11 protein-coding genes are annotated in these 13,706 nt (G+C 73.3%); 9 read left to right on the top strand and 2 right to left on the bottom strand.

Annotated elements, in window-relative coordinates:
• Positions 1-11: 11 nt before the first annotated feature.
• Together WMF19_RS11575 and WMF19_RS11570 are read right to left on the bottom strand one after the other, a co-directional pair.
• Positions 12-773, bottom strand: a complete 762-nt coding sequence (locus WMF19_RS11575) for a hypothetical protein (protein ID WP_437899135.1) — start codon at positions 771-773, stop codon at positions 12-14.
• Positions 770-2,782 (bottom strand): hypothetical protein, encoded by a 2,013-nt coding sequence (locus WMF19_RS11570; RefSeq protein WP_437899134.1) that lies wholly within the window; start codon positions 2,780-2,782, stop codon positions 770-772. Before WMF19_RS11570 ends, WMF19_RS11575 begins: the two co-directional genes overlap by 4 nt.
• A 432-nt stretch (positions 2,783-3,214) precedes the next feature.
• On the opposite strand from WMF19_RS11570, the gene WMF19_RS11565 reads away from it, so the two are divergent.
• The 9 genes from WMF19_RS11565 (at position 3,215) to WMF19_RS11525 (ending at position 13,674) form a co-directional block, all read left to right on the top strand.
• Positions 3,215-3,976, top strand: coding sequence for an SDR family NAD(P)-dependent oxidoreductase (locus WMF19_RS11565; RefSeq protein ID WP_437899133.1), 762 nt, complete (start codon positions 3,215-3,217; stop codon positions 3,974-3,976).
• Entirely contained in the window at positions 3,973-4,473 is a 501-nt protein-coding gene (locus WMF19_RS11560) for a RidA family protein (RefSeq protein WP_437899132.1), read from the top strand. Before WMF19_RS11565 ends, WMF19_RS11560 begins: the two co-directional genes overlap by 4 nt.
• Before the next feature lie 32 nt (positions 4,474-4,505).
• Positions 4,506-5,048: a MarR family winged helix-turn-helix transcriptional regulator gene (locus tag WMF19_RS11555; protein ID WP_012234634.1), complete on the top strand. Its 543-nt coding sequence runs from the start codon at positions 4,506-4,508 to the stop codon at positions 5,046-5,048.
• Positions 5,049-5,088: 40 nt separating this feature from the next.
• Positions 5,089-5,976: an enoyl-CoA hydratase family protein gene (locus WMF19_RS11550; protein ID WP_437901613.1), complete on the top strand. Its 888-nt coding sequence runs from the start codon at positions 5,089-5,091 to the stop codon at positions 5,974-5,976.
• Positions 5,973-7,238 (top strand): acyl-CoA dehydrogenase family protein, encoded by a 1,266-nt coding sequence (locus tag WMF19_RS11545; RefSeq protein WP_437899131.1) that lies wholly within the window; start codon positions 5,973-5,975, stop codon positions 7,236-7,238. Before WMF19_RS11550 ends, WMF19_RS11545 begins: the two co-directional genes overlap by 4 nt.
• Before the next feature lie 2 nt (positions 7,239-7,240).
• Positions 7,241-8,725, top strand: a complete 1,485-nt coding sequence (locus tag WMF19_RS11540) for an NADH:flavin oxidoreductase (protein ID WP_437899130.1) — start codon at positions 7,241-7,243, stop codon at positions 8,723-8,725.
• A 2-nt stretch (positions 8,726-8,727) separates the two neighbouring features.
• On the top strand, positions 8,728-10,431 hold the full coding sequence (locus WMF19_RS11535) for a benzoate-CoA ligase family protein (protein WP_437899129.1): 1,704 nt from the start codon (positions 8,728-8,730) through the stop codon (positions 10,429-10,431).
• 3 nt (positions 10,432-10,434) lie between these two features.
• Positions 10,435-11,229, top strand: a complete 795-nt coding sequence (locus tag WMF19_RS11530; RefSeq protein ID WP_437899128.1) for a creatininase family protein — start codon at positions 10,435-10,437, stop codon at positions 11,227-11,229.
• A gap of 573 nt (positions 11,230-11,802) precedes the next feature.
• On the top strand, positions 11,803-13,674 hold the full coding sequence (locus tag WMF19_RS11525; RefSeq protein WP_437899127.1) for a DNRLRE domain-containing protein: 1,872 nt from the start codon (positions 11,803-11,805) through the stop codon (positions 13,672-13,674).
• Positions 13,675-13,706 lie beyond the last annotated feature (32 nt).

Here is a 13,706-nt window from a genome sequence, read left to right as displayed (position 1 = left end):
AGGCCAGCCCCCTACCCCCCGCCGCTCGCCCGCGCCGCGCACGCCGCGGCGATCGCCTCCGCCCCCGCCTCTCGCGCCGCGATCTCGCACGCGCGCCACGCCGCGAGCCGCTCGGGCCCCGCGGCGCCGCGCGGCGCCGCCGCGACCCGCGCCTCGACCGAGCGCGCGAAGGCGTCCAGCGCCGCCTCGTCCCCGCGCTCCGACAGGAGCGCGCCCAGCGTGAGCGCCGCGTGCGCGACATGCCGCTCCGCGCCCGGGTACATCTCCTCCGAGAGCGCCTCGACGAGCGCCGGGAGGTCGCGGCGCGCCGCGGCCTCGCGCGCCCGCACCTCGGGCGCCGCGGCCTCGGCCCCTGCGACGCCGAGGCGCCGCTCCAGGTAGCCGACCACCGAGCGGGCGACGCGCTGGAACGACGCGAGCCCGTCGGTCGGCGCCTCGAGCACGCCGCCCCCGGCCCGCGCGCCCGCGACGTCGAGGTCGAGCACGATGACGAGATCCTCCCGCTCCCCGATGACCAGGAGGTCGTGCGCCCAGTCGAGCGAGCGCTCCTCCGCGAGCCACGCCGTCGCCCGCGCGACGTCGCCGCGCGGCAGGATGAGCGTCCCGTCCGGGAGCGCGATGCCGTCCGCCGCCGCGTAGAGCGCCGCGAGATCAGGCGGCTCGGCCAGCGTGAGGGACCACGCGCCCGCCCCCGCGGCCGGGGGCCGCGCCTCCACGCCGGAGCGCGCGAGCAGCGCGGCGACGCGCGACGCGAGCACGAGAGCCGCGCTCATGGAGCCGGCACCCGCCCGCGGGGCGCGTCCGCGAGGCTCTGGAGGAAGCCGTGGGCCTGCGCGGCCGCCGCTGGCACGTCGAAGATCACGAAGTGGCCGTCGCTCCCCTCGGGGACCGGCCACTGCGCGAGCAACCCCGACGCGCGGCCGTCGGCGAGGTTGCCGGCGAGCCCTCCGGGCGGCACCTCGACGGGCTCTGGGCCGCCGAAGCCGTACTCCGGGATCGGACGCTGCGCAGGCAGCTGCAGCGGCAAGCCCATCGCCAGCGCGTGCATCTCGATGCCGCGAGGCGGCGCGAACGTGTCGCCGGTGCCATCCGGGTTGATGCCCTCGGTCATGTAGATGCTCTTCGGCGCGAAGCCGTCGCGGGGCGCGACGAACAGGCGCGCAGCGTAGTGGATCGGATCGACAACGTCGACGATCGACTGCGCGAGCGAGATCGCGGGGTGGAATTCGTTCACCTCGCCCTCCTCCTCGCCCATCAGCCCGAGGAAGACCGACTTGACGAGCGCCGCGATGCTCGGCGGCGGGTTCGTCTTCTCGAGCAGGGTGACCGACATGACGGCCGATGCCCCGGAGAGCACACCGCCCCGCGCCGAGTCGTCCGCCGCGAGGTAGAGCGGCCCGTTGAGCCCGCCCTGGGAGTGCCCGAAGAACAGGATCTTCGACGGGTCGAACCGGATCTGCTCCCCCGTGCTGGACACGGCGGCGGGCACCGCCATCCGCGACTCGGTGAAGAGGCGCGCCCGCTGCACCTCGTCGAGCGCCGACTGCCGCGCGTTCGTCCGCGCCGCGGCCACGTTCTGCACGTTGTAGTAAAGGAGCCCGGCCTGCGACGGATCCAGCGGCGCCTCCGGGCGCGCGCCGTGGAAGATCTGGTCCACGCCCATGACCGCGAGGCACCGCTCCGCGAGCTCCTGGCCGGTGCCGCGGCGGACGTAGGAGCGGTAGTCGCCGCCGGTGCCGTGAGCGAAGAGCACGACGGGGTAGCCGGCCTCCGGCATGGGGCAGCGGCTCGCGGCGGGGACCGTGAGCGAGAAGCGCAGGTCGAAGTAGCTCGCGATCACCGGCTCCCCGGCCTTGCTCCCGAAGCCGCCGCCGTCCTCGTGGCTCAGGTACGGCGCCCGGCCGATCTGGTAGTTCGGAGACGGGCCGTACACGCCGGCGTACTCGTCGCACGTCGCCTTGTGGCTGAGGCGCCGCCAGAGCGCGGGCCGCGCCTCCGGCGGCGGGACGTTCGCGAGCAGGTGGTCGCGCAGCGCGAAGAGCTCCGCGGTGGGATCGGACGTGGTGAACACCGTGAGGTGAACGATGCGCTCCCGGTCGACGCCCGCGGCCTCGATCTCGTCCACCGCCGGCGCCAGCGCCTCCCTGACGGCGTCGGACGTGACGCCGGCCTGGCCGATCCCGAGCGCGTCGCGCAGCTCCGGGCTCGCCTCCACCGCGCCGCCGCCCTCGCCGCGCACCGCGTCCGTGACGACGAGCGCGTACCGGGTCCGCGGCCGGAGCGGGAAGCCCATCACGGGCATGAAGGCGAGGGTGTTCGCGGGCCAGTAAACGCCGGCCTCACGCCGGAAATAGATCGAGATCGGCCGCCGCGCTCCGCGCTCCGGCGAGCCCGGATCCACGTCGATGAGCTGCACCGTCCCGAGGGGGCTCATGGCGAGCGCGGGCGTCGACGGGAGCGAGGAGACGTCGATCGGCCCGGCGAACCGCAGGAACCCCGCCGCGGCCGGAGAGAAGCCGTCGAGGACCGAGTCCATCTCGTGGATGTACTCGTCGAGGATCCTGAGGCGCCGCGGGTTGTTGTAGCCGTCGAGCCGGACCAGGCCGCCCTCGCGGCGCAGATCGCTCGGCCACGGCGCGTCGAAGAACCGCTCTCCTCGGAGCTCGCCGTGCCGCGCAGGCGAGACCCAGATCGACGAGACGCTCGGGCGCGCATCGCCGCAGCCGAGCGCCGCGACGAGCGACGATGCCGCGGCCGTCGCCGCAGCGAGGGAGGGGCGCATGAGGGCATGGTGGCGCATGCATTCGTCGAGATCGACGGTTCGAGCTCGCGCTGAAGCAGGCAGACCACCGCGGCGCGCGCGGCGCTTCGTCGCGAACGCGCTCGCCTTCATCACGGGCGCGCATGCAGCTCCGTCACGGACGCGCGCGAGCCAGAGCCCACGGCGCGCCCGCTCTGGCCGTACTCCATGCCCTCCGCCCGCTACGTTCCAGGCGACGCTCGGCGGACGCCGTGCGCGGCAAGCGCGGCGAGCGACCAAGCGCCAGACGAGCGAGGAGAGCGAGGAGAGCGAAGAGAGCGAAGAGAGCGAGGCCGATCCGCGCGTTCCGTCGCGAGATGGCCGACTCCGACCTCAGCGGGCGGGCGGCGCTGCGAGCGCCGACGAGGGTGACTTCGCCTTGTGCTTCATATATATATGATTTAGGTGCTCCGGATGTCCCTGGAAGGCAGGATCGCGCTCGTCACGGGTGGGGGTCGCGGCATCGGCAGGGCGATCGCCGAGCGGCTGGCGCAGGGCGGCGCGCGCGTCGCCGTCGCGGGCCGCACGCTGGCCGAGATCGAGGAGACGGCCGCGGCCATCGGGGGCGTCGCCGTCCGGCTCGACGTCGGCGATCGCGAGGGCGCGCCGCCGGCGATCGCCGCGCTCGAAGGCCAGCTCGGGCACATCGACGTGCTCGTCAACAACGCGGGCGTCGCCGAGAGCGCGCCGTTCGACAGGACCAGCGACGAGCTCTGGGACCGCATGCTCGCGGTCAACGTGACCGGCGCCTTCGCGCTCTGCCGCGCCCTGATCCCGAAGATGATCGCGCGCGGGTTCGGGCGCGTCGTCAACGTCGCCTCGACGGCCGGGCTCGTCGGGTGCGCCTACTCGACCGCGTACTGCGCGTCGAAGCACGCCATGGTCGGCATGACCCGCGCCATCGCGCTGGAGATCGCCCGGACGCCGGTGACCATCAACTGCGTCTGCCCCGGGTGGGTCAACACGAGGATGGCGGACGAGGCGATCTCCCGCATCGCCGAGAAGACCGGGCGGGGCGAGGACGCGGCGCGGCGGTCGCTCGAGTCGATGTCGCCTCAGGGCCGGATGGTCGAGCCCGCCGAGGTCGCGCTCGTCGTGGCGATGCTCTGCAGCGACGAGGCGCGCAGCATCCATGGCCAGGCGATCCCGGTCGACGGGGGGCAGGTGATGCGGTGAACGGCGATCTCGAGATCGTGCAGCCGGCCGGGTGGCCTGCGCCGCGAGGCTACGCCAACGGCGTCGTGACGCGCGGCAGGACGCTGCACATCGCGGGGCAGATCGGGTGGGACCCCGCGTCCGGGCAGCTCCGGAGCGACGATCTGGCCGAGCAGTTCGCCCAGGCGCTCGACAACGTGCTCGCGGTCGTCGCGGCCGCCGGCGGGGAGCCGGGCGACGTCGCGCGCATGACCGTCTACGTGACCGATCTCGAGGCGTACAGGGGCTCGCTCCGCGCGATCGGCGCCGCGTGGCGGGCGCGGTTCGGCAAGCACTTCCCGGCGATGGCCCTCGTCGGCGTCGCGGGGCTCGTCGAGCGGCGCGCGCTCGTGGAGATCGAGGCCGTCGCGGCGCTCGACGCGCGCGGCGAGGCCGCGGCCCAGGGCGCGGCCGTGGAGATGGACGCGGCCGCGGCGGCGCTGCCCGGAGCGAGCGCGCGCGGCGAGGGCGGCCCGTGAGGCGCGGGGCGCCGGCGAGGCGGCCGCTCGCCGTGGTCCCCCCGCCGGAGAGCGCGCGCGGCGACCAGGCGGCCGTGCGCGCCTGGGTGCGCATCCTCGCCGTCCACAAGCGCGCGCTCGCGGCCATCCGCGAGGACCTGGAGCACGAGATGACCCTCCCGCGCTTCGACCTCCTGGCGAACCTCGTGCGCAGCGACGGGCAGACGCTCGCGTCGCTCTCCCGCAGCATGCTCGTCACGGCGGGCAACCTCACCGGGCTCGTCGATCGCGCGGCGCGCGACGGCATGGTCGAGCGGCGCGCCGACCCGAGCGACCGCCGCGCGTGGCGGGTGCACCTGACCGCCAAGGGGCAGCGCGCGTTCCGCGACGCCGAGCGGCGGCACGCCGCGCGCGTGGCGAAGGTGTTCTCCGGGCTGAGCCCGGCCGAGCTCTCCACGCTGACGCGGCTGCTCGACAAGCTGCGCACCACGCTCCGCGAGCCGGACATGCCCGTCCCGTCGCGCCCCGGCAGCGCCCGCGCTCACGCCGAGCGGAGCGCGCGCAGCCCCCCGCGGCGCACGCGGACGAAGCCCTGATCGCGCGAGGCTCGCCTCCGACGCGCACCGGACCCAGGAGATCCCCATGACCCTCACACCCCGCTCCTTCCAGCTCGAGATCAGCCGCGGCGTCGCGGAGATCACGCTGAGCCGCCCCGACCGCCTGAACGCCCTCACCTTCGAGGTCTACGGCGAGCTCACGGCGACGTTCCGATCGCTCGAGCGCTCGGCCGCGCGCGCGGTCGTGCTCACCGGAGCGGGGCGCGGCTTCTGCTCGGGCGGCGACGTCGAGGGGATCATCGCCGAGCTGTTCGCGCGCGACGCGCGGGGGCTGCTCGAGTTCACCCGCGCGACCGGCGCGCTGATCCAGAGCATCTGCGAGCTCCGGCGCCCGGTCATCGCCGCCGTCAACGGGGTCGCCGTCGGCGCGGGCGCGGTGATCGCCGCCGCGTGCGACCTGCGCATCGCCGCGGCGAGCGCCCGCTTCGGGTTCATCTTCCCCAAGGTCGGCCTGTCCGGCGCCGACATGGGCGCCTCGTACCTCCTGCCGCGCATCGTCGGCCAGGGGCGCGCCGCCGAGCTGCTCTTCTTCGGCGATCTCATCGGCGCCGACGAGGCGCTCCGCATCGGCCTCGTGAACCGCGTCGTCGCCGACAGCGACGCGCTGGGCGTGGCGCGCGGCTGGGCCGAGCGCCTCGCGCGCGGGCCGGCGTTCGCGCACTCCATCACCAAGCAGATGCTCGAGAGCGAGCGCACGATGCCCCTCGCCGCCGCGATCGAGGCCGAGGCGCAGGCGCAGGCCATCTGCATGGCCCACCCCGACTTCCGCGAGGCCCACGAGGCGAACAGGGCGAAGCGGCCGCCGCGCTTCGAGGGCGCCGATCTCGGCGACGCGCCGGCCGCGCCCGGCGACGCCGACGCGCCCCCCACCCCGCGGTCCACCGGCCTGGAGACGCCCCGCGTATGAGCAGGCTCGCGCTCTCCTCGGCCGATCTCCCCGTCTTCTTCGAGGAGCGCCACGCCGCGCTCGCCGCGCGGTTGACGCCCGAGGCGCTCGCGCCGCTCGCGCGGCTCGCCGAAGCGCACGACGCCGCCGCCGTGGCGCGCTGCATGGGCGAGCCGCTAGGGCTCTACGCGCACCTCGTCCCCGAGGCGCTCGGCGGCGCGCCGAGCGGCGGCGGCCTCCCTGCGGACGCGATCGCCATCGACGTGCGCTCGCTCGTCCTCATCCGCGAGGCGCTCGGCCAGATCGCCCCGCTCGCCGACGCGATCTTCGCGGTGCAAGGGCTCGGCTCGTACCCGATCGTGCTGGCCGGCAGCGACGCGCAGCGCCGCGCGATCCTGCCCGACGTGCTCTCGGGGCGGCGCATCGGGGCCTTCGCGCTGACCGAGCCCGAGGCGGGCAGCGACGTCGCCTCGCTGAGGACCGAGGCCCGCCGCGAGGGCGACGGATGGGTCCTCGACGGCGAGAAGGTGCTGATCTCGAACGTGCCGCTCGCGCACCATCTCGTCGTCTTCGCCCGCACGGGCGCGCCGCCGCGCGACGGCGGCGCGGCGGGCGAGCGCGGCGGCGGGCGCGCCGCGATCACGGCGTTCCTCGTCGACAGCGGCGCGAAGGGCGTCGCCTCGGAGCCGCTCCCGATGTCGGTCCCGCACCCGATCGGCCGGCTCCGGTTCGAGGGCTGCCGCGTGCCGGACAGCGCGCGGCTCGGCGAGGTGGGCGGCGGCTTCAAGCTCGCGATGCAGACGCTCGACGCCTTCCGGATCTCGGTCGGCGCGGCGGCGAACGGGATGGCGGCGCGCGCGCTCCGCGAGGCGATCGCGCACGTCACGCGGAGGAGGCAGTTCGGGGCGCCCCTGTCCGAGCAGCAGATGGTGCGCGCCTACCTCGCCGAGATGGCGACCGAGCTCGACGCGGCCCGCCTGCTCGTCGCCCGCGCGGCCCACAAGCGCGACACGGCGGCGGCCCGCGTCTCGACCGAGGCGGCCATGGCGAAGATGTTCGCCACCGAGGCGGCGCAGCGGATCATCGACCGCGCGGTCCAGCTCCACGGCGGCATGGGGGTCATCGAGGGGACCGAGGTCGAGCGGCTGTACCGCGAGATCAGGCCGCTGCGCATCTACGAGGGGACGACGGAGATCCAGAAGCTCATCATCGCGAAGGGCATCCTCGAGCGCGCCGCCGCCGAGCCCGCGGCCGACGAGCGCGCTCGCGACGGGGCGCGGTAGCCATGTGGAAGCCGCCGGAGCGGATCCGCCACGCGCTCCCCCGCGAGGAGCCTCCGGCCGCGGGCGAGGCGGCGCGCGCGCGCCTCTTCTCGCCGCTCCGCCTCGCCTCGGGCCTCGAGCTCGCCGAGCGCTCGTGGGTGCCCGCGATGGTTCCATGGCGCGCGACGGAGGAGGGCGTCGTCACGCAGGACGTGCTCGACTGGTACGGCCGCTTCGCCGACGGCCAGCCCGGCGCCCTCGTTGTCGAGGCGACCGGGATCCGCGACGTGCCGAGCGGCCCGCTGCTCCGCGTCGGACACGATCGGTTCGTCCCTGGGCTCCGGGAGCTCGTCCGGACGGTCCGCGCGCGGAGCGCCGGCCGGACGCGCGTGTTCCTGCAGCTCATCGACTTCCTCCGCATCCGCAGGCGCCCGCCGAAGGACAGGTTCCTGCGGGAGTTCCTGGAGATCACCGGCGCGCACCGCCGCGCCCTGTCCGAGGCGCTCGAGGAGCCGCCGCTCCGGGACGCGCCGGAGCTCGAGGTGCGCGAGCGGCTGCTCGCGCTCGACGACGCTCGGCTCGAGGCCGTCCTCGCGCCTCGCGAGCTCGAGGCGCTGCGCTTCGGCGAGCGGGAGCGCGTCACCGACGTCGCGCTCCCGCACATCCGCGACCTGCCGCGGACGCTCCCTGGCCTGTTCGCCGCGGCCGCCGTGAGGGCGCGCGAGGCGGGCTTCGACGGCGTCGAGCTCCACTATGCGCACGCCTACACCATGGCCTCGTTCCTGTCCGCGCTGAACACCCGCTCGGACGGCTACGGCGGCGATCGCGAGCGCCGCGCGCGCCTCCCGCTCGAGGTCTACGCGGCGGTGCGCGCCGCCGTCTCCTCTCGCTTCACGGTGGGCTGCCGCTTCCTCTGTGACGACGTCATCGCGGGGGGCAGCCGGGTCGACGACGCGGCGTTCTTCGCGCTCGCGTTCGCGCGCGCCGGCATGGATTTCCTCTCGCTGTCGACCGGCGGCAAGTTCGAGGACGCGAAGCAGCCCAAGGTCGGCGAGGCCGCGTACCCCTACACCGGCCCGAGCGGGTACGAGTGCATGCCCACCGCGCTCTCGGACGCGGCGGGGCCGTTCGGGCGGCAGGTGCCGAAGCAGGCGCAGATCCGGCGCGCCCTGCGCGCGTCCGGCCTCGGCACGCCGGTCGTCGTGGCGGGGGGGATCTGCACGTTCGCCCAGGCCGAGGCGATCCTCGCGCGCGACGAGGCCGATCTCATCGGGGCGGCACGGCAGACGCTCGCGGATCCCGACTGGTTCCTGAAGGTGCGGCTCGGCCGCAGCGGCGAGGTCCGGCGCTGCATCTATTCCAATTACTGCGAGGCGCTCGATCAGCGCCACCGACCCGTGACGTGTCAGCTCTGGGATCGCGAAGGCCTCGACGAGCCGGGGGTCGCGACCACGGAGGGCGGAAAGCGGCGGCTCACGGCGCCGCGATGGAGGCGAGAGGAGGCGTGACGATGACCGCACCGACGTTCCCTGACGAGTTCAACCTCGCCGACTACTTGCTGTTCGATCGGCTGCGCGAGGGGCTCGGCGACAAGGTCGCGCTGCTCTTCGGCGATCAGCGGCACACCTACGCCGACGTCGCCAAGAAGGTCCAGATGCTCCAGGCGCACCTCGCCGTCGAAGACGTCGCGCTCGAGCAGCGGGTGCTCATCGTCCTGCACGACTCGCCCGCGTTCGTCTGGTCCTTCTTCGCGGCGCTGAGCCACGGCGCGGTCGTGGCGATGGGCAACCCCGAGGCGCCCGCGCCCGACCTCGCGCACCTCGTCGAGTACACGCGCGCCGCCGCGGTCGTCACGATCCCGCGCGTGGCCGAGGCGCTCGCGCTTCAAGGCGCGCTCGCGGCCACGAACGTCCGCACCGTCGTGCTGGTGCCCGAGGTCCCGACCGGCGGCGATCTCGAGGCCGATCTCCCTGTCTCGCCGGTCCTCGCGGCGCTTCGGGGCACCTCGCTCCGCGGCGCCCTCGCGCAGGGGCGCGCGGCGCTCGCGGCGAAGCGCGCCCCGGCGGGCCCCCGCCCAACCCGGCGCGACGACGTCGCCATCTGGCTGTTCACGTCCGGCTCCACCGGCAGGAGCAAGGCGGCCATGCACACGCACCGCGACTTCGCCTTCAACACCGAGCGCTACGCCAAGGCGACCGCTGGCTACCGCAAGGACGACATCACCGTCTCGGTGCCGCGCCTCTTCTTCGGCTACGCCACGGGCACCAACCTGATGTTCCCCTTCGCCGTCGGCGCGACGTCCGGCCTCTTCGTCGAGCGGCCCACGCCGGAGTCGCTCGCGCGGTACATCGAGCGCTATCGCCCGACGGTCGTCACCAACGTCCCGACCATGATGGGCAAGCTGCTCGATCACGACGACGCCCTCGCGGCGCGCGGCGAGCCGCGCCTCGATCTCTCCAGCGTCCGCTTCCACCTGTCCGCGGGCGAGGCGCTGCCGCCGGCGCTCCTCGAGCGCTTCCGCGGGCGGTTCCACGCCGACGTCTATGACGGCATCGGCTCCGCGGAGATGTTCCACATCTACTGCACGAACCGCCCCGGCGATGTGCGCCCGGGGTCGCTCGGCCGCGTCGTGGAGGGGTACACGATCAAGATCCTCTCCTCGGACGCGGCCGGGCCGGGCGCGCCCGAGCTCCCGCCCGGCGAGACCGGCGTCATGTGGGTGAAGGGCGACTCGGTCGCGCTCGGCTACTTCCAGGATCGCGAGAAGAGCTGGGGCACCTTCCACGGCCACTGGTGCCGCACCGGGGATCTCTTCCGCATGGATGCCGAGGGTTACCTCTGGTTCAGCGGGCGCGCCGACGAGCTGCTCAAGGTGGGCGGCGTCTGGGTCGCGCCGGTCGAGGTGGAGGAGTGCCTGACCGAGCACCCGGCCGTCAGCCTCGCCGCCGTGATCGGCGCCGAGGAGGCGGGCCTCGTCAAGCCGAAGGCGTTCATCGTGGTCCGCGACGACGCGCGCGGCCGCGTCGCCACCGACGAGGGGAGGGCCGAGCTCGCCCAGGAGCTCAAGGCCTTCGTGAAGGACCGGCTGAGCAAGCACAAGTACCCGCGCTGGGTCGCCTTCGTCGATGACATCCCGAGGAACGATCGCGGCAAGGCCGATCGCAAGGCGCTCCGGCAGCGCGAGGTCGCCGGCGAGAACCCGGCGGGCCTGTAGCCCATGCAGGCCGCGCCGCGCCTCGCGGAGCTCACGACCGAGGAGCTCGCCGCGCTCCTCTCGGCCGGCGCGCCGTGCGTCGCGCTCGTGCCGGTCGGCTCGGTCGAGCCGCACGGCCCGCACCTTCCGCTCGGTACGGACACGCTCATCGGCGAGGCCGCGGCCGAGCAGGCCGGCCGCCGGCTGTGGGAGCGAGGCGTCGCCGCGCTCGTCGCCCCGCCCGTCGGTTATGGCGTGACCGACTTCGCGGCGGGCTTCGCGGGCGCGATATCGATCCCGGCGCCCGCGCTCACCGCCTTTCTGCGCGCCGTCGCCGAGGCCTACCTGTCGGCCGGCCTGGCCCATGTCTGCTTCATCAACAACCACCTCGAGCCGGAGCACGACCGCGCCGTGCGCGCCGCCGCCAGCGACCTGCCCCTGGGCCGCGCTTCCGTCGCGTGCCCGCTCGCGCGCCGCTGGGCACGGACGCTCTCCGCGGAGTTCCGGAGCGGCGCCTGCCACGCGGGCCGTTACGAGACCTCGCTCGTCCTCGCCGCGGCCTCCGCGCTCGTCCGGAGAGACATCGCCCATGTGCTGCCCGATCTCGCGCTGAGCCTGTCGGAGGGAATTCAAGCAGGGGTGAAGAGCTTCCGCGCCCTCGGCATGGACGCCGCCTATACCGGCTCTCCGCGCGAGGCATCCGAGGACGAAGGCCGCGCGTTGCTCGATCTGCTCGCGACGATGATCGTCACCGAGGTCGAAGAAGGGCTCTCCAGGGCTGCCGGTCACGAGCCCATGCCAGGAAAAGGCAGCGGGTAAGCCAAAGGGCGGCCGGGTAGACAAAAGTAGGCATTTCTGCCCCATCGCCGCTGCCTCACGCTCGCCTGAACGGCAGAATCCGCCATCGACTCACGCGCCTCGGCAAGCTGAACAGGTCACTCAGCCCGCGCGCGCCGCGCAGAAGCCGCGCGTGCCGCGCAGAAGCCGCGCGTGCCGCGCAGAAGCCGCGCGTGCCGCGTGCCGCGTAGAAGCGCGCAGAACGTAGAACGTGAGCGGCATCACAAATGCGCTTCACGGCGCTCGACAATCACCATCGACTTGAGCAATAATGATTATTTTTGTCCTGACATCACAAGCAACATTATCAGATTTTTGACAACAAGCCTCGCTTCCCAATTGACGTATTCAAAGAGAAGCCGTAAAACGGTATCGTTTTCCTCGCGCGCTGTTTGACGCCAGAACGATCCGACGGCTGACCTGATGAAGGTGATGCTTTACGGCGCGCATCCAGATGGTGGTTTTGGCGGGGGCGCTCTCTGGCGTTCCTGCGCGACGGCATCACATGCAGCCTCGCGGGCGGAGCTGGCCCGGCGATGCGGATCGGAGAGCATCATGAGGAATCGAACGATCGTGCGAGGGTCTCGGCATCTGCTCCTGGCCTCTCTTGCCGCCGCCTCCGGCGCGGCGCTCGCCGGGTGCGTTGGCGTACAAGACGAAGGTGGCGAGCTGCTCGGTGAGGCGCAGCAGGCCGTGACGGTCTGTGTGACTCTCCAGCGCACCGGGACGACGGGCGTGGTCAAGGATGCCCTCCTCAATTCGACCTATCCCAACTATACGCCCACCGGGGCCGACATGTACGCCGGCGAGAGCTCCGGTTCCCAGATGCGCGCGCTGATCGCGTTCGATCTCTCGTCGATCCCTGCCAACGCCACCATCGTCTCAGCGGATCTCTCCCTCAACATAGGTGCCGCGCCCCCCCCGGGTGTGATGCGGGCGCACCGGATCACGACGGCCTGGGACGAGAACACGGTGACGTGGAACTCGCACTCGGCCGCCTGGGATCCGACGGTCCTGGGATACCTCACGGCGGACGCCGGATACAACTACTCTTACCACACGCTCAGCCTCACCGAGCTTGTGCAGAGCTGGGTGAGCGGCGCCGTCCAGAACCACGGCGTGCTCTTCGAGCAAACCACGAGTCGCACCCACATCAGAACGAGCGAGGCCTCGCTGGATAGGCGGCCGTCTCTCCGCGTCTGCTACGACAGCGCGACGGGGGGCACGACGGCGACGTCGAGCAGCTCCAGCTCCTCGACGACCTCCTCCACGACGGCGAGCTCCAGCTCCTCGACGACCTCCTCCACGACAGCGAGCTCCAGCTCCTCGACGACCTCCTCCACGACGGCGAGCTCCAGCTCCTCGACGACCTCCTCCACGACGGCGAGCTCCAGCAGCGCGGGCGGCGCCGGGGGCGCGGGCGGTGCGGGCGGCGCCGGGGGCGCGGGCGGCGCCGGAGGCGCGGGGGGTGGAGGCGGGGGCGGCGTGCCTGGCCTGCCGATCAGCTGCAACAGCAGCACCCCGGGCGCAGGTGCCAATTGCGGCGTCGAGGGGGGCGATAACTGCTGCTCTACCCTCCCGGTCCCGGGCGGCACGTTCAACCGGCTGAACAATGCGGGCCTGCCGGCGACGGTCAGCAGCTTCTACCTCGACAAGTACTCGGTCACGGTGGGGCGGTTCCGCCAGTACCTCGAGCAGACCGGCGGCCCGACCCAGGCCAACCCGCCGGCCGCCGGCGCGGGCGCACACCCGAAGATCGCGAACAGCGGCTGGGACCCGTCGTGGAATACTTACCTCACGGCCAACACGAGCGCGCTCAAGACGGCGCTCATCTGCGATCCCTATGGATGGCCGTCCTGGAGCGACACGCCGGCAGGTAAGGAGAAGAAGCCGATCGTCTGCGCGACGTGGTACGAGCTGTTCGCGTTCTGCGCGTGGGACGGCGGCCGGCTGCCGACCCAGGCGGAGGTCAACTACGCCTCTGCGGGCGGCAACGAGCAGCGCCTCTATCCGTGGGGCGGCTCGAGCGTCTACGATATCACGCTTCAGGACGCGTCCTGGTGCTGCCAGGGCGACGGCTCGGTGGCGGGCGACTGCGTCACGGGGTATCCGTCGCTCTATCCCTGCTCGCAGACGGACCTCACGGACGTCGGCAAGTTCCCCCATGGCGCCGGGCGGTGGGGTCACCTCGATCTGGCCGGCAACGCGTACAAGGCCACCCGCGACGGCTCGGACAACTATTCGCTGCTGACGCCCTGCAACGACTGCTCGCGGCTCGACAACAGCTCGAGCACGCGCTTCATGCACGGCGGCAGCTTCCTGGCTGCTGCCTTCAAGCAGACGACGGACTATCAGGTCTCCTACGCGGGCACCTCGCGGCGCTACTACGTCACAGCGACGTGCGCGCGCGATCTCCCCACGCCGTGACGCCGCTCCAGCCGGCGGCCCGGCGAGGCGGC

Source organism: Sorangium sp. So ce124 (assembly GCF_051525235.1).
Classification (GTDB): domain Bacteria; phylum Myxococcota_A; class Polyangia; order Polyangiales; family Polyangiaceae; genus Sorangium; species Sorangium atrum.
The sequence above is the reverse complement of the archived record's forward strand: the minus strand, read 5'-3'. Positions and strand labels throughout refer to the sequence as shown.

Excerpts from the sequence above, each read along its gene's own strand:
- WMF19_RS11540 (WP_437899130.1), top strand. The coding sequence starts at position 7,241 with ATGTGGAAGCCGCCGGAGCGGATCCGCCACGCGCTCCCCCGCGAGGAG.
- WMF19_RS11535 (WP_437899129.1), top strand. The coding sequence starts at position 8,728 with ATGACCGCACCGACGTTCCCTGACGAGTTCAACCTCGCCGACTACTTG.
- WMF19_RS11525 (WP_437899127.1), top strand. The coding sequence starts at position 11,803 with ATGAGGAATCGAACGATCGTGCGAGGGTCTCGGCATCTGCTCCTGGCC.
- WMF19_RS11530 (WP_437899128.1), top strand. The coding sequence starts at position 10,435 with ATGCAGGCCGCGCCGCGCCTCGCGGAGCTCACGACCGAGGAGCTCGCC.
- WMF19_RS11575 (WP_437899135.1), bottom strand. The coding sequence starts at position 773 with ATGAGCGCGGCTCTCGTGCTCGCGTCGCGCGTCGCCGCGCTGCTCGCG.
- WMF19_RS11570 (WP_437899134.1), bottom strand. The coding sequence starts at position 2,782 with ATGCGCCCCTCCCTCGCTGCGGCGACGGCCGCGGCATCGTCGCTCGTC.
- WMF19_RS11545 (WP_437899131.1), top strand. The coding sequence starts at position 5,973 with ATGAGCAGGCTCGCGCTCTCCTCGGCCGATCTCCCCGTCTTCTTCGAG.
- WMF19_RS11565 (WP_437899133.1), top strand. The coding sequence starts at position 3,215 with ATGTCCCTGGAAGGCAGGATCGCGCTCGTCACGGGTGGGGGTCGCGGC.